We start from the raw sequence: 19369 nt of genomic DNA on the forward strand, positions 1-19369 counted from the left end.
AAGGCCCACGCGCCAGGCGTCAAGTGTTGTCATGCAAGCAGAAGCAGTCTCTCGAACCGCAAGTCAAGACTCGGAAAAACGGAGAACAGCATGAAAGCCAGCACCATCGCCGAGCGGGAGGCCCGGGGCCGCGCCGCCCGTGAGCACTCGAAACGTTCAAGCCATAAAGCGGTAGGCGAACTGCATCGCAATCCGATCGAGTTGCTCAAGCAAAGCAGCGAGGGCAGAGTGCACAACCTCGTGCCGCTGCGCTACGGACGCATGGCCGCCTCGCCTTTCGCGTTTTTTCGCGGCACCGCGATCCTGCAGGCGCACGATCTCAGCAAAGTGAGCGACACGGGCCTGACCATGCCGATCTGCGGCGACGGGCATCTGATGAATTTTGGCGGTTTCGCCACGCCCGAGCGGCAACTCATCTTCGATCTGAACGACTTCGACGAGGTGTCGGTCGGACCGTTCGAATGGGACCTGAAACGACTGACCGCGAGCCTCGTCGTCGCCGCGCGTCATATGCGTCTGAGCCGGGGCACGGCGGAAAGTCTGGTGATGACGGCGGTCACCGAATATCGTGACCGCATGGCACATTATGCGCAATGCGGTGCGCTCGAACTCTGGTACGACCGCATCAGCTTCGAGTTGATGGCGGAAACCGCCTTGACGCCCGAACGCCGCCGCACCGTGCGGCGCGGCATGGAAAAGGCCGCGAGCCGGACGCACGAAAATCTGCTCGAGAAAATGGCGGAGCACGACGGCGATCACTGGACCATTCGCGACGCGCCGCCGGCTCTGTTCCACGTGCTCGGCGCCAACACCCTGTTCACGCCGGAAGAGACCGAAGCATTCAGAAGCGGGAACTGGCGCAAGATGGTCGAACGCATGTGGGGCGAATACGAGAAAACGCTGTCGCACGACCGGCGCGAACTGCTGGGCCATTTCACCATGCAGGACCTCGTGTTCAAAGTGGTCGGCGTCGGCAGTGTCGGCACGCGCTGCATGGTGATGCTGCTGGTCGATCACATGGGCAAGCCGCTATTCCTGCAAATCAAGGAGGCGCGACCCTCGGTGATCGCGCAGTTCTACAAGTCGCCGGCCATCAAGCACGAGGGCGAACGCGTCGTGCAGGGGCAACGCATGCTGCAGGCCGCTAGCGATATCTTTCTCGGCTGGGCGACGGGACCGCTCGGGCGGCATTTCTACTTTCGTCAGTTGCGCGACATGAAGCTGTCGGCAAACATCGAGTTGTTCGACTCCGACCTGCTGGATGGTTATGCGCGCTTATGCGGCTGGATCATGGCGCGGGCGCATGCCAAGGCGAGCGGGCAGGCAATCGAAGTGAGCGCGTATATCGGCCGCGGCGATCAGTTCGCGGAAGCGCTCACCGGCTACGCGATGGTCTACGCGGACCAGGTGGAACGCGACTACGACGTGTTCCTGAAGGCATGCCGCGGCGGCGAGCTGGAAGCGCGCACGGACGAGGATATGGCGGCGGATTTCCGCGTATAGCGGATGCGTTTGCGATCGCGCGGCTCGCCGGGCTGGGTGGCGGGCGGGCCGTGCGGCGCCTCCGCAACGTCACGAAACGCAGACTCAGCCGTCGGCACGCGCCTCGCGCAATGTCACGAAACGCAGCTGTCGCTGCCGCGCTGCGCCGATCACACTCGGCAACACCGCGAGGATCAATGGCGTGCCGTCGGCGGTGAGGGCTGCGTTGCCATCGTGCAGCAGGAGAATGTCCCGCGGCGCGAGACCGTCGAGCAGGCGCCGCGTCACCACGTGCGGATCGCGCTCGCGCGTGTCGTAGCCACGCCGCGTCCACGCCGCGAGGCGCAGGTCGAGCTTGCGCAAGACCGGTTCGAGAAAGATGTTGCGCAGGCCGGCCGGTGCGCGGAAAAACATCGGACGCTCGCCGCTCAATGTTTCGAGCGTGCACTGTGCGGCATCGATCTCACGCGTGAGCGCGCCCGGAAACGTCACGGAAAACGTGTGTACGTGAACCTGCGAGTGGTTTTCGAGCGCATGGCCGCGCGCGACGATCTCCCGCGTGAGCGCCGGGTAGCGCTGCGCCTCGGCGCCGATACAGAAGAAGGTGGCGCGCACGCCGAAGGCGTCGAGCAGATCGAGCACTTGCGGCGTGACGACCGGGTCCGGACCGTCGTCGATGGTCAGCGCGATCGCGTCGGCGTTGCGCGGGGTAGCGGGCAGGCGCGTCCAGTTCGGGCCGAGCAGCGTGGTGCGCGGCAGCAGTCCGGCCACCGTGAAAATGGCGTGATTCACAAAGATCGCGGCGAGCCACCAGGGCCATGCGGCGGGCGCGAGCAGCCATCCGGCCAGCACGAAAACGTGCCATGCGGCGGTGGCCGTGAGCATCGCGGGATAACCGGTGCGCGGCCAGCGGCGCGGCGGCGTGTGGTGGGCGCCATGCGGCGGCGTGGAGAGTTCTTTCATCAAGCGTGCTTCCTGTCTTCCTTCCTTCGTCCTGCGAAGGCCTTGCATCGCGCGCGCGACGCGCAACAGCAAACGATACCATTGATGCGCGCCTCGACGTGCCCGCCGACAGGAACGGTAAAATGTGAAAGCACGCTGAAAGACGTTGTGCCTCGTGACGATCGGGTCCGCTGGGTGATGGAGCCGCACATCTGCTCTTTTACTGCGCGCATTGCGATGCGCCAGGCTCGCGGCGAACGATTTCCTTGAGGCGTGATGGGTTTGACGAGCGCCTATCAACTGGCCGACGATGATGTGATCGTCGGCACCTCGCCGATGTTCGACGTACAGGGTTGCAGGTTCCGCGAGGATGATCCCGCGGTTCATGAAGCCTGCAACCAGTTTGCATGATCTGCACAACGAGGAGACGTGCCGTGACGGGAACGGGAATCAAGAAGGTCGCGCTGGTGACGGGCGCGGGCAGCGGAATCGGCCGCGCGTGCGCGCTCAAGATGCTGGAGCACGGCTATAGCGTCGTGCTGGCCGGCCGCCGGCAGGCGCCGCTCGACGCGCTCGTGCAGGAAGCGCAGCAACTCGGCGGCGACGCGCTGGCCGTGGCGTGCGACGTGACGGATGCGGACAGCGTCGCTGCCCTGTTCGACACGATCCGCGTACGGCGCGGCCGGCTCGACGTGCTGTTCAACAACGCGGGCCGCAATGGTTCGCCCGTCGATATCGACGAGCTCTCGATCGACGAATGGCGCTCGGTGGTCGACACCAACCTCACCGGCGTGTTCCTGTGCACGCGCGCGGCCTTCGGTTTGATGAAAACGCAGAGCCCGCGCGGCGGCCGCATCATCAACAACGGCTCGATCTCGGCGCATGCGCCGCGGCCCAATAGCATTGCCTATACCGCGACCAAGCACGCGATCACCGGCCTCACGAAAGCCGTGTCGCTCGACGGCCGGAAATACGACATTGTCTGCGGGCAGATCGACATCGGCAATGCGGCGACCGAGATGGCCGAACGCATGGCGCGCGGCGTGCCGCAGGCCAACGGCGAAATCGCCGTCGAGCCGCTGATGGACGTTCAGCATGTGGCCGACGCCGTGCTGCACATGGCCGAACTGCCGCTCACGGCAAACGTGCAGTTCATGACCATCATGGCGAGCAAGATGCCGTTCGTCGGCCGGGGGTGATGGCCGGAGCGCGAGCAGCAAGCCGCGCCGGATCAACTTATACTGGGCGCTTTCCGCCTCGATGGAACCCGCTTCGCCGTGCCCCGAGCCACACCTGAGGACGACCCGCAACCGGTGCCGCCCGTGCCGCCCGATCTCGACGATTGTTGTCATAGCGGCTGCAATCCGTGTGTGTTCGATCGCTATGACGAAGCGCTCGAACGTTATCGAGCCGCGCTCGCCGAGTGGCAGGCGCGGCAGCAAGTGCGGCAAGCGCAGCACGTGACGGCGGCGCGGCGGAGCAAGCCGCGCACGCGCCGTTGAACGGCGCTCGAGGTTTTGCCTCGAGGCCGCAGCTCTCACCCAGCCCCGTCATGACCGACCTTCAGTCCGCGCCTCTCGAACCCCTGAATGAATCGCACACGCTGGACGACCTGCATCGCTTCGTGCAGCGTTATCCGCGGCTATTCGTGCTGACCGGCGCCGGCATCAGCACCGACTCGGGCATTCCCGGCTACCGCGACGACAACGGCGAATGGAAACGCTCGCCGCCCATCACGCTGCAGGAGTTTCTCGGCACGCTGGCCATGCGCCAGCGCTACTGGGCGCGCAGCATGGTCGGCTGGCCGGTGGTCGCCCATGCCGAGCCGAACGCCGCGCATACCGCGCTCGCGCGGCTCGAAGCGGCCGGCCATGTGCCGACGCTGGTCACGCAGAACGTGGACGGCCTGCATCAGCGGGCGGGCAGCCGCGAGGTGATCGAACTGCATGGCGGTATCAACGGTGTGACGTGTCTGGACTGCGGCATGCAGCACTCGCGCGCGTCGATCCAGCAGACCCTCGAAGCGGACAATCCCGCGCTCCTGAACGTGACGGCCGAAACCGCCGCGGATGGCGACGCGCATCTCGAGTGGCACGACCTTGGCGGGTTTCGCATTCCGGCCTGCCCGAACTGCGGCGGCCTGCTGAAGCCCGCGGTGGTGTTCTTCGGCGAAAGCGTGCCGAAGGAGCGCGTGGAGGCGGCCTCGCATGCGCTCGACGCGGCGGACGCCGTGCTCGTGGTCGGCTCGTCGCTGATGGTCTACTCCGGCTACCGCTTTTGCGTGTGGGCGCAAAAGCAGCGCAAGCCGGTGGTTGCGATCAACCTGGGGCGCACGCGCGCGGATCCTTTGCTGTCGCTGAAAATCGCGGCGCCGTGCGCCGAGACGTTGACCGCGCTGGCCGGCCGGCTGGCGCTGGATTGAACGGTCGGCCCGACAAAAGAACGCAACCCGAAAGGAAAATTCATGTTGACGACGATCGCACAGCTCGAAGCCCTCTACGGTCAGCCGCACGAGCGCGCGGTGCGTAAAGAGATTTCGTTTATCAACGAAGACTATCGCGCGTTCATCGAAGTCGCGCCGTTCGCCGTGCTCGCCACCGCCGGCCCTGAAGGCCTCGACTGTTCGCCGCGCGGGGACGCGCCGGGCTTTGTGCGTATCGTCGACGAACGCACGCTCGCGCTGCCGGATCGCATTGGCAACAATCGCCTCGACAGTCTGCGCAATATCATCGTTGAGCCGCGTCTGGCGCTGCTTTTCATCATTCCTGGCGTGGGTGAGAGCTTGCGCGTGAACGGGCGCGGCCGCATTACCGACGATCCGCAATGGCTGGACAGTTTCGCTGTCGAAGGTAAACTGCCGCGCACCGTGCTGCTGATCGACGTGGACAGCGTCTACTTTCATTGCTCGAAAGCGTTGGTGCGTTCGAAATTGTGGGATCCGGCGCATTACGTCGAGCGCTCGCGCCTGCCGAGCGCCGGCGAGATTCATCGGCGTATCAACGGTGCGCAGTTCGACGCGGCGACCTACGATCGCGAACTCGCCGAACGCGTGCGCACGGCCTTGTATTGAAACCGAAGCTGACCATGACAGACTCCCATCCGGCGTTGCGGCAACGTTCGCCATCCGCCGAACGCAACCGTGAACCGATTCTCGCCGTGCTGCGCGAAGCGCTGCCGGCCTCGGGCCGCGTGCTCGAAATTGCGAGCGGCACGGGCCAGCACGCGATCTGCTTTGCGCGCGCCATGCCCGGGCTCGACTGGCAACCGAGCGATGCCGATGCCACAGCGCGCGAGTCGATCGCGGCGTGGATCGCGCACGAGGGGCTCACGAACGTGCGCGCGCCGCTCGCGCTCGACGTGCATCAGCCGGATTGGGGCGTGGATACGCTCGACGCCGTGGTCTGCATCAACATGATTCACATCTCGCCGTGGAGCGCGACGCAGGCGTTGTTCGCGGGGGCGAGCCGCCGTCTCGTGGAGGGCGGCGTGCTGTATCTCTACGGTCCTTACAAACGCGGCGGCGCGCATACTTCACCGAGCAACGAGGCGTTCGATCAGCAGTTGCGCGGCCGCGACCCGGCATGGGGCGTGCGCGACATGGAGGCCGTGGTGGCGTTGGGCGCTTCGGTCGGATTCGTCTGCGACGAGCCGGTCGCCATGCCGGCCAACAATTTCAGTCTGGTGTTGAGGAAACGCGCGGGTTCGGCGCGGGTCTGACAAACGTTCGACGCATTGAATTGCGCCGCCCGCTGCCTGCCGGCGAGCGGCAAGCCGGCAATTCTTTTATTCTTTCACCCTCGACGCCCGCCGACGTTCCTTCCGGCGCGGCGTCACGACATTTTTTGGACTCTGGAGAATTCACATGGGCAAACAGGCAATCGGCGTGGTGGGGCTGGCGGTCATGGGCCGCAATCTGGCGCTCAACATCGAGAGCCGCGGCCACGCGGTGTCGGTGTACAACCGCAGCCGCGAAAAAACCGACGAACTCGTCGCCGAATATCCGGACAGGAAGCTGGTGCCGGCCTTTACGCTGGAAGAATTCGTGGAGTCGCTGGAAAAGCCGCGCCGCATTCTGTTGATGGTCAAGGCAGGCGAGGGCACCGACGCCACGATCAACCAGTTGAAGCCGCTCCTCGACAAGGGCGACATTCTGATCGACGGCGGCAACACGCATTTCACCGACACGATCCGCCGCAATCAGGATCTCGCCAAGTCCGGCCTGCATTTCATCGGCACCGGCGTCTCGGGCGGTGAGGAAGGCGCATTGAAAGGTCCGTCGATCATGCCGGGCGGCCAGCGCGACGCCTATGACCTCGTGGCCCCGATCCTCACCGAAATCGCCGCCAAGGCGCCGGACGGCGAACCGTGTGTCGCCTATATGGGACCGGACGGCGCGGGCCACTTCGTGAAGATGGTGCACAACGGCATCGAATACGGCGACATGCAGCTGATCGCGGAAAGCTACGCGGTGCTCAAGCAGGTGGTCGGACTCTCGAACGAAGAGTTGGGCAAGGTCTACACCGAGTGGAACGAGGGCGAGCTCGACAGCTATCTGATCGAAATCACCTCGAAGATTTTCAGCAAGAAAGACGAAGAAACCGGCAAGGATCTGGTCGACGTGATCCTCGATCGCGCCGCGCAGAAGGGCACCGGCAAGTGGACCAGCCAGAACGCGCTCGACCTCGGCGCGCCGCTGCCGCTGATTACGGAAGCCGTCTTCGCGCGCGTGCTGTCGTCGCTGAAGACGCAGCGCGTGGCCGCGAGCAAAGTGCTGGAGGGCCCGGCGGCCAAGCCGCTCGCCGCCGAGCGTCAGGCGTTCATCGAGTCGGTGCGCCGCGCGTTGTACTTCAGCAAGGTGATCTCGTACGCGCAAGGTTTCGCGCAACTGCGCGCCGCCTCGGAAGAGTACAAGTGGGATCTGGATTTCGGCACGATCGCGAAGATCTTCCGCGCCGGCTGTATCATCCGCGCCCGCTTCCTGCAAAAGATCACGGACGCTTATACGAAGGACAAAGCGATCGCCAATCTGCTGCTCGATCCGTATTTCCGCGACATTGCGAAGAACTACCAGTCGGCCTTGCGCGAAGTCGTGATCGCGGCGATCAACGCGGGCGTGCCGGTACCGGCTTTCGCGTCGGCAATCGCGTATTTCGACGCCTATCGCTCGGAACGCCTGCCGGCTAACCTGGTGCAGGCACAACGCGATTTCTTCGGCGCGCACACTTTCGAACGCACCGACAAGCCGGGCAGCTTCCACGCGAACTGGAGCTGAGCGTTTGAATGGCAGCCCGGCGTGTCCTTGCGGCAAGACGTGCCGGGCTGCGCAGGCGCTTTAACTTCGGGACAGGAAATTGTTGCTGAAGGGCGGCGCAGAGGCAGGCTGGACGAGCGATGCGCCGTCTACTATTGCTATTTTTGAAATAGAGTTTCGTCGTTTTAGGGGTTTCCCCTAGGTGTCGACACTCCTAAACTTCTACTTAACCGCTGCGGGACACCAAGTCCCAGGCGCATTAAAACAAGTTCTGGAGGTTTACATCATGAAGTCCCTTATCTCTGCAGTCGTCGTTGCCGCCGCTCTGGTTGCTCCTGTTGCTTCTTTTGCTCAATCGAACCAGCCGGTTACGCGCGCTCAAGTCCGCGCTGAACTGGTTCAACTGGAAAAGGCCGGCTACAACCCGGTGGGCGATCATACCGACTACCCGTCTAACCTGCAGGCCGCTCAGGCTCGCGTCGATGCCCAGAACGGTACTGCCCAAGCAGTGAATAGCGGCTACGGCGCACCTATCGCCGGCAGTTCGCAAGCCGGCCGTCCGTTGAGCAGCAACGACCGTAACTCGGTCTACTTCGGCAACTAATTCGTGCCGAATGTGATGGAAAGGTCGCCTGGCTGACAGGCGACGCGCAAATGGAAGCGCCGTCCGGATTGCCGGGCGGCGTTTGTCGTTTACGGCGCGGCTTGGGGGCGCACGCATCTGTGGCGGGCCGGGCGGTGAAAAAAGCGGCGGACCAGCGGCGCCCGCGAATGCGCGCCGGGGTCGTGGCACGGCGGGTGTGGGCGGGGAGTACGTCTTAATGCAGCGAGCGATGCCGGCGGCCTATTTCATCGAACAAGGCGCGGCTGGGTTCGAGGGCCAGCAGCCAGGATTCGTCGTAGCCGCTCAGATTGTCGAGCGCCTCGCGCAAACGCTCGATCGCCACAGCCGGAATCTCGACGCTCGCTTCCACGCCACTCGACAACCCGGCGACGCTGGCCAGTTGTACCAGCGCGTCGGCGGCTTCGGCCACGTCGGCGGCGAAAACCAGGTGCGTGTTCAAAAGCTCGACCAGACCCGGCGACGCCGCGATATCGTCGACGTTGAGTTGCACGGCCAGAAAAGTGGCTTTGTTCATCCTCAACTCCCTCGCAGATTTCAGACGTTAGCTTATGGCGTGCAGACAGCAAGACTGAGTATAGGCCAGGGCTCCAATGATTCAATGGTCACACGAATCGGCCGCACGGCCCGTTGGCGGCGAGCAGCCCGCCTGCCACACCTATAATGAGGCCTGCCGCCGCGGGGCTCGCACCGGTCGGGCCAGAATGCCGCGCCCGACGGGCCGCGACTGGCGGCGTTGTTTCTTCTCAACTGTCTGGTGACCATGAAGATCATTCGCAGCAAGGATTTCACCGCGACGCGCGCCTGGGGCGCGCTCGATATCGCCAACATGGGCGGCATTACGACGCGGCTGCATTGGACCGATCAACCCTATAAGTGGCATGTCAACGACGGCGAGGAAGTGTTCGCCGTGCTCGATGGCCGCGTCGAGATGCGCTATCGCGAGGGCGGAGTCGAAAAGTCGGCCGTTCTGGAAACGGGCGACGTGTTTTACGCCGCGGTGGGTACCGAACATGTGGCACATCCGATCGGCGCGGCGCGCATTCTGGTAGTCGAGTCGGAGGGCAGCGTCTGAAGGTTGGCGGAAGGGCGGTGCCATACCGGCGCGGTGATCGTCGCGCGCGGCGGCATAATGGAGAGCCGCCGCGGCGCCTGCGAGGGCGTGGGAGAGCGCGCGCGACGCGCGGCACGGCAAATGCTTGGCCATCGATTGAATCCGATTGATTGAACAAAGAGTCGAGGAAAATCACATGACAAGACCATGGCAATTGACGGGGACCCGGTGGCTGACAGTCGCCGCGCTCGGCGTGATGTTCAGCGGCTGCACGACGATGCCGTGGGACAGCACGCCGTTTTACAGCAGCACGCCGTCCCGGCCGACCACGCTCAGCACGGTTCCTGTTCCCGCCGGTTTCTACCGGGTCAATCCGGGTGACACGATCGGCGCAATTGCGTCGGCTTACGGCCATAAACCTCAGGAAATCGCGGCGTGGAATGGCCTCGCGGCCAACGCCGCGGTCAATCCGGGGCAAGTGCTGCGGGTGTCTCCGCCAATGGCCTCGGGCAGTGTGGTGACGCCGCCAGTCGCCGTCGCGCCGAATGGTCCCGCTACGGCGCCCGGCGCGCCCACGGCGTCCGCCGGGCCACAGCAAGGCGTGTTGCAATGGCCGGTTCGAGGGCCGGTGCTCAGAGCGTTCGCGCCGGGCAAGTCGAACGGCATCGTGATCGGCGGACGGCCGGGCGATCCGGTCAAGGCGGCCGCCACCGGCCGCGTGGTCTACGCGGGCTCGGGTATCGAAGCGTACGGCCCGCTCATCATCATCAAACACGACGATTCGTTGATTACCGCCTACGGGCAGAACAGCACGCTGCTGGTCAAGGAAGGTGACGCGGTCGCGCAAGGGCAAACCATCGGCGAAGTCGGGGTGGACAGCCGCGGCGTCGCGTCGATCCAGTTCGAGGTCCGTCAGAACGGCCAGCCCGTCGATCCGCTTGCCTGGCTGCCGAAGCCGGGCGGATGAAGCTTCCTGTTTAGCGCGATTTCAGCGCAGCGTTAATTGAATATACTGTGTGGCTGAACTGCCTGCGGCGGGCTCGCCCGTCGGCAGCGACGCAGCGGTGTGGCGACCGGCCGTCGCAGGCTGTCATTCATAGACGCACAGGGACACACAATGATCGATTTGCGCAGCGATACCGTAACCCGTCCGAGTCCGGCGATGCTCGCGGCCATGTCGGCCGCCGAAGTGGGCGACGACGTCTGGGGCGACGACCCCACCGTGCTGCGTCTGCAGGCCACGGCTGCCGAACGCGCCGGCAAGGAGGCGGGTCTGTTCTTCCCGAGCGGCACGCAAAGCAACCTCGCTGCCTTGATGGCGCACTGTGCGCGCGGCGACGAATACATCGTCGGGCAATTGGCTCACACCTACAAGTACGAAGGCGGCGGCGCCGCAGTGCTCGGCAGCATCCAGCCGCAGCCGCTCGAGAATGCCGCGGACGGTTCGATCCCGCTGGAGAAGATCGCCGCCGCGATCAAGCCCATCGACAACCATTTCGCGCGCACGCGGCTGCTGGCGTTGGAAAACACCATCGGCGGCAAGGTGCTGCCGGCTGCTTATGTCACGGAGGCAGTGCAGCTTGCGCGTCAACGCGGGCTGTCCGTTCACCTCGACGGCGCACGCGTCTACAACGCGGCCGTCGCGTCGGGCAAGCCGGTCGCGGCATTGTGTGAACCGTTCGATTCGATCTCGATCTGTTTTTCGAAGGGACTCGGCGCGCCGGTCGGCTCAGTGCTGGTCGGCAGCCAGGCGCTGATCGACGTGGCACACCGCTGGCGCAAGGTGTTGGGCGGCGGCATGCGTCAGGCCGGCATCCTGGCGGCCGCTTGCCTGTACGCGCTCGATCACAACGTCGAGCGTCTCGCTGACGACCACGCGCACGCCGCGCATCTGGCAGCGGGTCTGGAAGGCATCGAGCACGTCAAGGTGCAGTCGGTCGCGACCAATATGGTCTTCGCCCAGTTTCCGCAGCAGCATTGCGCGCCGCTCGAAGCGTGGCTCAAGGAGCGCGGTATTCTCACGCAGATGCTGTATGCGTCGCGATTCGTGACGCATAAGGATGTGTCGCGCGGAGATATCGATACGTTCATCGCTGCGGTGAAGGCGTATTTCGCGGCGCGGTAAGTGGCTGGCGGTGTGGCGCGCGGTTGGGTAGGCAAAGCACCAGAAGTAAAGCACCAAAAACAAAGCGGCCGCACTGTCACCCCAGGGCGCCCGCTTTGTTCATTTCATCGACGCTTTCGCATGCACACCCGACCGATGTGACGGCGCCAGCAAACGCAACCCGCTTGCCAGACTCGCCGCGCCCGCAAAGAAGGCGCCGGTGCTGAGCGCCAGCGTCGGGCCGTGCCGGCCCGCAATCCCGAAGCTCAACGCGACCAGCGCGGCGCCGGTGGTCTGCCCGAGCAGCCGCGCGGTCGCAACGATCCCGCTGGCGCCGCCGCTGCGCTCGGGCGGCGCGCTCGCCATCAACGCTTTCAGATTCGGCGACTGGAAGAAGCCGAAGCCCGCGCCGCAAATTGCCATGCGAATGCCGATGTCGAGCACGTGCGGATGAACCGGCAACAGCGCGAGCGAAGCCATCCCGGCCGACATCACCGCGAGGCCGATCGCGCCGAGCAGCCCCGGCGGATAGCGATCGGACAGATTGCCCGCCAGCGGCGCGGCGAGCGCGACCACCACCGGCCACGGCGTCATTAGAAAGCCGGTTTCGACCTGACTGCGATGCAGCACGTCCTCGAAGTAGAACGGCAGCGAGACGAACGCCAGCCCTTGCGCGGCAAACGAGCAAACCGCAGTCACCGCCGACAACGCGAATACCGGCCGCCGGAACAGATCGACCGGCAGCATCGGCGCCGGGTGGCCGGCTTCGCGGCGAATCAGCAACAGCCCGAACACGAGCGCGATCGCCGCGGCGCTCAGCACCAGTTGCGTCGAGGCTCGCTGGGCCGCCTCGCCGAGCGCGAAGATCAGCGCGGCAAACGTGACCACATTCAGGAGCGCGGCAACCGGATCGAAGTTGTGCCTGCCGCGTTCGGTGTGCGGCAAGGCCGGCCATGCGAAGCCCAAAGCCAGCAGGCCGAGCGGCACGTTGACGGCGAACAGCCAGGGCCACGCGGCGACGGACAGAATCAACGAAGCCACCGTCGGCCCGACCGCGAACGACACGCCGACGATCAGCGCGTTGGTGCCGAGGCCGCGTCCAAGCCGGTGGGGCGGATACAGATAGCGGATCAACGCGGTATTCACGCTCATGATCGCGCTCGCGCCGAGGCCTTGCACGACGCGCGCGGCGGTGAGCAGCGGCAGCGTCGACGCGAGTGAGCACGCCAGCGATGCCAGCGTGAACAGCGCAATGCCGCTGATATAGATCCGCCGATGCCCGACGATATCGCCGAGCGCGGCAAGCGGCAGGAGTGTCGCGACCATCGCGAGTTGATACGCGTTAATGATCCACACCGACGCCGCGGGCGCCGCATGCAGGTCGGCGGCAATGGCGGGCAGCGCGGTATTGGCGATGGCGGTGTCGAGCGTGGCGAGCGCGACGGCGAGCATGATCGCGGCCATTGCGCGGCGGTTGGCGGCGGACATCGGGGCGTCTGCGGGGAAGGGCTGGGCTGCGGTTGCGCTGGGTTTGTCGGACAAGGCGTGGCTCGTCGGGTTAGGCATGCCGACGCGCAGCACGAGTCGAGAAGCGTGGTGCGCGAACGGCAGGGGTTGCGTGGCGATAGGCGCGCGTAGCCTGAATCCGGCGGTTTTGAAGCGTATCAGGGCAGGGCGCGCGGCGAATGTAGCGATTGTTACAGAGGCGCGGAAATCGTGCTGAAGACGACGGCGCGGAGCGCATCGATCTCACGGTTTATATTGCAACTAACGGTCAAGCCCGGGCGGCGTCCACGAACTGACCGGTGCGCACGTTGTGACACGCCTTCTGGCACAACCGCCTGGCAGACGATGCGCTCTCATTCCACCACACACCTGGTCCATAGCCGCATTCATCCGCGCGTCATGCCGCGAAAAAATAATGGCATTGCTTTCACTCACCGCGCATCTGGAGATACGCAATCGTTTGCCTGTTTTGCGCAGCCGATGCACGCGCGCAGTGCCATCCACACGCGCGTTGCACCGCCCGTGTGCGAAAAAGCGGTGTGCTACCGTGTGTCGGCGGGCATGGCATGTGCGTGAGCAAGCGCTCGCGCTCGCCGGTGCCCGGTGGCCGTAGAATGTCCTACTCTGATTCTTAACCCGCCTGACCGGCACGCGCCTCCCGTCCGTCATCTGTGCGGTTCGCGTATGCCGCGTCGCTCTTTCCCCGGAGGCTTCGATGACAGCCGTCGATCTGGAATTCGACCAGCTCAACAGTACCGTCGACGCGCTACGGCGCTCAATTTCCAACCGCATGATGTACGGTGTCGGCAAGGACGCCGTCACCGCGCATCCGCATGACTGGCTGCATGCCGCGGCGCTTGCCGTGCGCGACCGGCTCGTCGCGCGCTGGATGAAGACCACGCGCCTGCAGTACGAACAGGACGTGAAGCGCGTCTACTACCTGTCGATGGAATTCCTGATCGGCCGGACCTTTACGAATGCCTTGCTGGCGCTCGGCATCCACGACCAGATGAAGGAAGCGCTTGCGAGTCTGGGCGTCGATATGGAGGCGCTGACCGATATCGAGCCGGACGCCGCGCTCGGCAACGGCGGCCTAGGCCGGCTCGCCGCCTGCTTTCTCGATTCGATGGCGACGCTCGGCATTCCGGGTTTCGGCTACGGCATCCGTTACGAATATGGCATGTTCCGTCAGGAGATCGTCAACGGCGAGCAGGTCGAAGCGCCGGACTACTGGTTGCGCGCGGGCAATCCGTGGGAGTTTCCACGGCCGGAAGTCACGTATATGGTTCACTTCGGCGGGCGCACGGTGCAGCGTGGCGAGCATGTCGAATGGATCGACACGGAGCACGTGAACGCCACCGCCTACGACACCGTCATTCCCGGTTACGACACGGACGCGACCAACACGCTGCGCCTGTGGTCGGCGCGCGCGACCGAAGAGCTCGATCTGGGCGCGTTCAATCGCGGCGACTACCGCAACGCAGTCGACACGAAGAACATGTCAGAGAACGTCTCGCGCCTGCTGTATCCGGACGACTCGACGCCGGCCGGCCGCGAACTGCGTCTGCGTCAGGAATACTTTTTCGTTTCGGCGACCATGCAGGATCTGATTCGCCGCTATCAGCGCACGCACAGCACGTTCGGCCGCTTCTCCGAAAAGGTGGCGGTGCATCTGAACGATACGCACCCCGTGCTGGCGATTCCCGAGCTGATGCGTTTGCTGGTGGATGTCCATCATCTGCAGTGGGATAAGGCGTGGAAGCATGTCACGCAGATTTTCTCGTACACGAATCACACGCTGATGCCCGAAGCGCTCGAAACGTGGGACGTGGAGATGCTCGCGCGCCTGTTGCCGCGGCATCTCGAGATCATCTTCGAGATCAACGCGCAGTTTCTCAAGCATGTCAGCGAGCATTCGGGGCATGACGGCGAGATGATCCGCCGCATTTCGCTCGTCGACGAATACGGGCAGCGCCGCGTGCGGATGGCCTATCTGGCGATCGTTGCGAGCCAGAAGGTGAACGGCGTGTCGAAGCTGCATTCGCAACTGATGACCCGCGATATTTTCGCCGACTTCGCGCGCATCTACCCGGACCGCTTCACCAATGTCACGAACGGCATCACACCGCGCCGCTGGCTCGCCCAGGCGAGCCCGTCGCTGTCGTCGCTAATCGACCAGCAGATCGGCAAGCACTGGCGCACCAATCTGTTCGAGCTGGAGCAACTGCGTAACCTGCGCAACGACAGCGGCTTTATTGAAGCCTTCCGTGAAGCGAAACGGCAGAACAAGCTGCGGCTCGTGCATCGCCTCGCCCATCACACCAAGCTGCGTTTCGATCCGGATGCGCTCTTCGATCTGCAGGTCAAGCGCATTCACGAATACAAGCGGCAACTGCTCAACGTGCTGCACGTGATCGTGCGCTACAACCAGATTCGCGCGCATCCCGAGCGTGACTGGGTGCCTCGCGTGGTGCTGTTCGCCGGCAAGGCCGCGTCCGCATACCGGATGGCGAAGACCATCATCAAGCTGATCGGCGATGTCAGTCAGAAGGTCAATCACGATCCGCTGATCGGCGACCGCCTGAAAGTGGTGTTCGTGCCGAACTACGGCGTAAGCGTGGCAGAACTGATCATTCCTGCCGCTGATCTGTCGGAGCAGATTTCGATGGCGGGCACGGAAGCATCCGGGACCGGCAACATGAAGCTCGCGCTCAACGGCGCGTTGACGATCGGCACGATGGACGGCGCGAACATCGAGATCTGCGATGCGGTGGGGCGCGAGAACATCTTCATCTTCGGCCATACCGCCGACGAAGTGGACAGCCTGCGCGCCACCGGCTACCGGCCGCGTCAAATCTACGAAGAGAACCCCGAGCTGCGCATGGCGCTCGACCAGATCCGCACGGGTTTCTTTTCGCCGGACGATCCGCTGCGCTTCTCGGATATTTTCCACACCCTGGTCGACTGGGGCGATCACTACATGGTGCTGGCCGATTTTGCCGCGTTCGCGAAGGCGCAGAACGAAGTGGACGCGCGCTTCGTCGACAAGCGCGCGTGGACCGACAGCGCGATCGAGAATGTGGCGGGCATGGGGCAGTTTTCGTCGGATCGCACGATCGGCGAATATGCACGCAACATCTGGCATGTGAGTCCGCTCGAGATCGATTAGCGAACTGAGCGCTCCGGTGCGAGGCTTAAGCGGAAAGGCCGCGCGATGGTGTGTCGCGCGGCCTTTTCATTTCGCTGGCTGTGGCAGTGGCTCTCGCCGCCGCGGTGCTTACTGCGCGAGCTTCTCGACCTCGCGTGCGGCACGCAGGCCTATCTGGCCGTGCGGGAAGTCGAACAGCACGTCGATATTCTGCATGCCCATCAGGCCGATCACGATGCGGTCGGCGCCCGGTTTCGCCTTGACGATCGTGACCTGCGCGCCTTCATAGCGATGCACCCATTTGCCCGATCCCACCGCCGCATTGTAGTTGCCCTGATTGAGCACCTTGCCGATGTCGTCGTCGCCGGTCCAGTTCGGCGCCTTGTCCATTTCGATGCGGATCATGTCGCTACTCGCCGTGGCAAACACCAGCGGCGCGCAGAAGGTCATCTTGTCGCCAACGTTGACGCAACCTCTCGGCCATTGCGCCGTGCCGTCCTGCAAGACGGTCATCGGCACCATCGTGTAGTCCTTCGTGATTGCGTTCGACGGACTCAGCACGAGGTAAGGCTTCGTGAAGTTCGCATGCACCAGGTAGCGTTGGCCGATGTTGCCGGGCAGCGCGCGCAGCGGTTGCGTGCAGCAGGTGTCGTCCGGTTGCGCCGCGCCGATGCCGAATAGGCCGGAAAACGCCCAGCCGAATTCAGCGGTGTAACCGTCCATGCCCACACAGTGCCGTGAGGTGGACTGGCAGTTCACCACGTCCACGGCTTGCGCGTCGATCTGCGCGGGCTTCGTCCCCGCAATGCTCATCGGTATTTTCACGGCGGCGCCGGAGACTTGTGCGCCGTTCGTCAACGGCAGCGAACTCACCGGCCCGGCGTTCGGATAGGCGGTGGCGGGCAAGACCGACTTCAGCACGCGCACGCCTTGCGTGCCCGTGTCGAGTGCCATGTAGACCGCCTTGCCGTCGAGCTGGATCGGCACGCCGAGGCGCGCCTGGTCTTTGTCGGCGCGATCCACCTGCAGCGGAATCAGCAGGCCGTCGTTGCCGCCGTTGAGCAGCGTGGCAGCGGGCGCAGGCGGCGTGGGAGTGGGGAAGGTGACAGCGCAGCCGCTTAGCGCGACGAGCGCTGTTGTGATGACGAGCGCGGCCGCGCCAGAACGGCGCCCGCTGAGGCGCAAATGCCGGCGCGCGGCGCGAGGAGACGACAGGAGCATAGATTACGCTTTGCAAAAAGGCGGTCCCTGACGAAGGCGAGGCATCGCGAGCAGCGAGGCGGACAGCACGCGGGAGCAATCTCACTGGATTGCCCCTGCGTGGACAGTGAAACCGCGACGCGTGCAGGCCTGCGGGAAGGAACACGCAATAACAGGAGCGGCGACTCTACATGGCCACTCGAGTGCAATTGCAAAGATGTGTGAAGGTTTGCATGCGGCGGGAAAGCGGCGCATGCAAGTTTCGATCTACGTCAATGTTCGCGCGGACGACGGATCACGGTTGCCTGCGCGCGGCCAAGCGTAGCGCGATCGAGCGCGACGGTCAGCAGGCCGATCACGTCGTCGAGGGTGCGGGAGGTCACTTCCACGCGAAACGTCACGCGCTCGCGTTGCTGGTCGACGGTGACGACATAGAGACGCAGATCTTCGCCGAGCGCGGCGTGTAGCGCGCGCCGCCCGTTGGCCGACGAGGTGCCGGGCACGGTGACTTCGATAATGACGAGCGGCACGACCACATGCGTGCGGCGCGCCATGCGCGGCGTGCGCGAGTTACGCGTGGCGGAGGGATCGGACGTTGCAACGGAAGTGAACATCGTGATTGCGCCGACCCGGCGGGCGGCGCGCGTTGTTGAGACCAGCCCACTCTAACGACGCACGCCTCAAGGAAGCGCAAAAGCTGCTGCGAAGCGAATCAATTTTGTGTTAACGCGCCGGGCGGCAACTTGACGCATCCCATGCCGCACACGGCGTACTGTCCGGCTGAGCCCGGCTTCAGACCTGTGGCGCCGCGGCCGCGCTTTTCGCCTCGTTCACGGCCGCGCCGACGCGCTCGACGAAATCGCGATCGGTGCTCATCAGCGCTTCGCACTCGCCGTTCGCGGTTTGCACCATCAGGCGATGGGTGATGTCCTGAGTTGCCCAGGTGAGCCAGCCGACCACGGCCAGCATCGTGCCGCACACCATGCCGACTGGCGAGCGCAATATCCCGCCGACAATAGCGCCGGCGAGGCCGACGAGCGAAATCGCGAGTGGCAAGGCCTTGTTCTTCTGCACGGTGACGACCTGCACGCTCACGATATCGCGCAGCGGAAAGACCTGGCCGGCGGCCGAGAGTGCATTGCGCGTGACCGACACGCCACGATCATTGAAAGGGGTTTCCATCGAGTCCAATTCAAGCGGTAGCAAAGGGCGCAGCGTACCAGACTTCAAATGCCTGAAGGTGCGGGATTTCTTGACGTCGGTCAGGTGGATCGCGAGGCGGTGCGGGCGACCGGCCGCTGCCGCCGCAAGATTCTGAAAGAGTCCGGCGCGCCCCGGCGCTCTACGCCAGTGCCGCGATACGCGCACCGAGCCACGCGCGCAGTGCGGCGACTTCTTCACCGCACACGGAATGTTCCATCGGATAAGCATGCCACTCGACCTTGTTGCCCTGCGCCAGCGCAAAGTCGCGCGCGGCCTCGCCGAGCTGGATCGGCAATACCTCGTCATATTCGCCGTGCGCGGCAAAGATCGGCGTTGCGTGGTTCGCGGGTGCGAGGTGACGCTGGATAAAGGATCTGGAGGGCAAGTAACCTGACATGACGATCAACCCGCCAAGCGTCGCCGCATGCGTGAGTCCTGCTGTGTATGTCATCGCGCCGCCCTGCGAAAAGCCGGCGAGAAATATTTTCGAGGTCGGAATGCCGCGCTCGTTCTGCCCGGCGATCAGTTGCCGCACGGATGCGCAAGAGGCTTCGATGCCCGCCTCGTCGACCTGGCGCTCGATCGACTGGAACGAGCGGATGTCGTACCACGCGCGCATCACGTAGCCGTTGTTCGCGGTCACCGCCATCTCCGGCGCGTTGGGAAACACAAAACGCACGGCGGGTCCATTGGCGAGACGCAATTCCGGCACCAGCGGCACGAAGTCGTTGGCGTCGGCACCGAGACCATGCAGGAGGATCACGGCAAATTCAGGATTCGGTGCGGTTTCGATTTCAATGGTCTGCGGCGTGGTGGTCATGGCGTGCTGCTCCCTGGCGTCGGCATGGTCGGATGAT

The 19369-nt window shown here is 64.4% G+C and carries 20 protein-coding genes; 13 read left to right on the forward strand and 7 right to left on the reverse strand.

What is annotated here, in order from left to right; all coding sequences use genetic code 11:
- The first annotated feature begins 90 nt into the window (after nucleotides 1-90).
- Nucleotides 91-1503 (forward strand): DUF2252 domain-containing protein, encoded by a 1413-nt coding sequence (locus AC57B1_RS26245; protein ID WP_496419123.1) that lies wholly within the window; start codon nucleotides 91-93, stop codon nucleotides 1501-1503.
- Nucleotides 1504-1587: 84 nt separating this feature from the next.
- Here AC57B1_RS26245 and AC57B1_RS26250 read toward each other — a convergent pair whose 3' ends face one another.
- Nucleotides 1588-2445, reverse strand: a complete 858-nt coding sequence (locus AC57B1_RS26250) for a polysaccharide deacetylase family protein (protein ID WP_496419124.1) — start codon at nucleotides 2443-2445, stop codon at nucleotides 1588-1590.
- Nucleotides 2446-2700: 255 nt separating this feature from the next.
- On the opposite strand from AC57B1_RS26250, the gene AC57B1_RS26255 reads away from it, so the two are divergent.
- The 8 genes from AC57B1_RS26255 to AC57B1_RS26290 all read left to right on the forward strand — a co-directional run bounded on the left by AC57B1_RS26255 (nucleotide 2701) and on the right by AC57B1_RS26290 (nucleotide 8279).
- Entirely contained in the window at nucleotides 2701-2835 is a 135-nt protein-coding gene (locus tag AC57B1_RS26255; protein ID WP_496419125.1) for a hypothetical protein, read from the forward strand.
- Between the two features lie 23 nt (nucleotides 2836-2858).
- Nucleotides 2859-3623, forward strand: coding sequence for an SDR family oxidoreductase (locus AC57B1_RS26260; protein WP_496419126.1), 765 nt, complete (start codon nucleotides 2859-2861; stop codon nucleotides 3621-3623).
- 78 nt (nucleotides 3624-3701) lie between these two features.
- On the forward strand, nucleotides 3702-3926 hold the full coding sequence (locus tag AC57B1_RS26265) for an oxidoreductase-like domain-containing protein (RefSeq protein ID WP_408299625.1): 225 nt from the start codon (nucleotides 3702-3704) through the stop codon (nucleotides 3924-3926).
- 50 nt (nucleotides 3927-3976) lie between these two features.
- On the forward strand, nucleotides 3977-4846 hold the full coding sequence (locus AC57B1_RS26270; protein WP_091802846.1) for an NAD-dependent protein deacetylase: 870 nt from the start codon (nucleotides 3977-3979) through the stop codon (nucleotides 4844-4846).
- A 42-nt stretch (nucleotides 4847-4888) separates the two neighbouring features.
- Entirely contained in the window at nucleotides 4889-5494 is a 606-nt protein-coding gene (locus AC57B1_RS26275; protein WP_408483158.1) for a pyridoxamine 5'-phosphate oxidase family protein, read from the forward strand.
- 14 nt (nucleotides 5495-5508) lie between these two features.
- The gene (locus AC57B1_RS26280) at nucleotides 5509-6141 is read left to right on the forward strand and encodes a DUF938 domain-containing protein (protein WP_496419127.1); all 633 of its coding nucleotides are present in this window, start codon (nucleotides 5509-5511) and stop codon (nucleotides 6139-6141) included.
- A gap of 145 nt (nucleotides 6142-6286) precedes the next feature.
- A complete protein-coding gene (gene gnd, locus AC57B1_RS26285; RefSeq protein WP_091802836.1) occupies nucleotides 6287-7696 on the forward strand; it encodes an NADP-dependent phosphogluconate dehydrogenase in 1410 nt (469 codons plus the stop codon).
- Between the two features lie 265 nt (nucleotides 7697-7961).
- On the forward strand, nucleotides 7962-8279 hold the full coding sequence (locus tag AC57B1_RS26290; RefSeq protein WP_091802832.1) for a DUF4148 domain-containing protein: 318 nt from the start codon (nucleotides 7962-7964) through the stop codon (nucleotides 8277-8279).
- Nucleotides 8280-8493: 214 nt separating this feature from the next.
- Here AC57B1_RS26290 and AC57B1_RS26295 read toward each other — a convergent pair whose 3' ends face one another.
- On the reverse strand, nucleotides 8494-8814 hold the full coding sequence (locus tag AC57B1_RS26295; protein ID WP_011491138.1) for a hypothetical protein: 321 nt from the start codon (nucleotides 8812-8814) through the stop codon (nucleotides 8494-8496).
- Nucleotides 8815-9060: 246 nt separating this feature from the next.
- Here AC57B1_RS26295 and AC57B1_RS26300 point away from each other — a divergent pair, with 246 nt between their 5' ends.
- From AC57B1_RS26300 to ltaE, 3 genes are all read left to right on the forward strand, one after another.
- The gene (locus AC57B1_RS26300) at nucleotides 9061-9372 is read left to right on the forward strand and encodes a cupin domain-containing protein (protein ID WP_408348011.1); all 312 of its coding nucleotides are present in this window, start codon (nucleotides 9061-9063) and stop codon (nucleotides 9370-9372) included.
- Nucleotides 9373-9547: 175 nt separating this feature from the next.
- Nucleotides 9548-10318 carry a peptidoglycan DD-metalloendopeptidase family protein gene (locus AC57B1_RS26305; RefSeq protein ID WP_408348014.1) on the forward strand — a complete coding sequence of 257 codons (771 nt, stop codon included), beginning with the start codon at nucleotides 9548-9550 and terminating at the stop codon, nucleotides 10316-10318.
- Between the two features lie 150 nt (nucleotides 10319-10468).
- Entirely contained in the window at nucleotides 10469-11476 is a 1008-nt protein-coding gene (gene ltaE / locus AC57B1_RS26310) for a low-specificity L-threonine aldolase (protein ID WP_091802825.1), read from the forward strand.
- Between the two features lie 99 nt (nucleotides 11477-11575).
- Here the strand turns inward: ltaE and AC57B1_RS26315 are convergent, their stop codons facing one another.
- Nucleotides 11576-12943, reverse strand: a complete 1368-nt coding sequence (locus AC57B1_RS26315) for an MFS transporter (RefSeq protein WP_496419128.1) — start codon at nucleotides 12941-12943, stop codon at nucleotides 11576-11578.
- 733 nt (nucleotides 12944-13676) lie between these two features.
- On the opposite strand from AC57B1_RS26315, the gene AC57B1_RS26320 reads away from it, so the two are divergent.
- On the forward strand, nucleotides 13677-16130 hold the full coding sequence (locus tag AC57B1_RS26320) for a glycogen/starch/alpha-glucan phosphorylase (protein ID WP_091802822.1): 2454 nt from the start codon (nucleotides 13677-13679) through the stop codon (nucleotides 16128-16130).
- 108 nt (nucleotides 16131-16238) lie between these two features.
- Here AC57B1_RS26320 and AC57B1_RS26325 read toward each other — a convergent pair whose 3' ends face one another.
- From AC57B1_RS26325 to AC57B1_RS26340, 4 genes are all read right to left on the reverse strand, one after another.
- Nucleotides 16239-17330: a hypothetical protein gene (locus tag AC57B1_RS26325; protein ID WP_496419129.1), complete on the reverse strand. Its 1092-nt coding sequence runs from the start codon at nucleotides 17328-17330 to the stop codon at nucleotides 16239-16241.
- A 251-nt stretch (nucleotides 17331-17581) separates the two neighbouring features.
- Nucleotides 17582-17923, reverse strand: a complete 342-nt coding sequence (locus AC57B1_RS26330) for a hypothetical protein (RefSeq protein ID WP_408348026.1) — start codon at nucleotides 17921-17923, stop codon at nucleotides 17582-17584.
- Nucleotides 17924-18101: 178 nt separating this feature from the next.
- Entirely contained in the window at nucleotides 18102-18491 is a 390-nt protein-coding gene (locus AC57B1_RS26335; RefSeq protein ID WP_496419130.1) for a DUF6232 family protein, read from the reverse strand.
- A 160-nt stretch (nucleotides 18492-18651) separates the two neighbouring features.
- Nucleotides 18652-19332, reverse strand: a complete 681-nt coding sequence (locus AC57B1_RS26340) for an alpha/beta hydrolase (protein ID WP_408348032.1) — start codon at nucleotides 19330-19332, stop codon at nucleotides 18652-18654.
- Nucleotides 19333-19369: the final 37 nt, after the last annotated feature.

It is taken from the genome of Paraburkholderia sp. BGA-UO-ETr-F21, assembly GCF_059567925.1.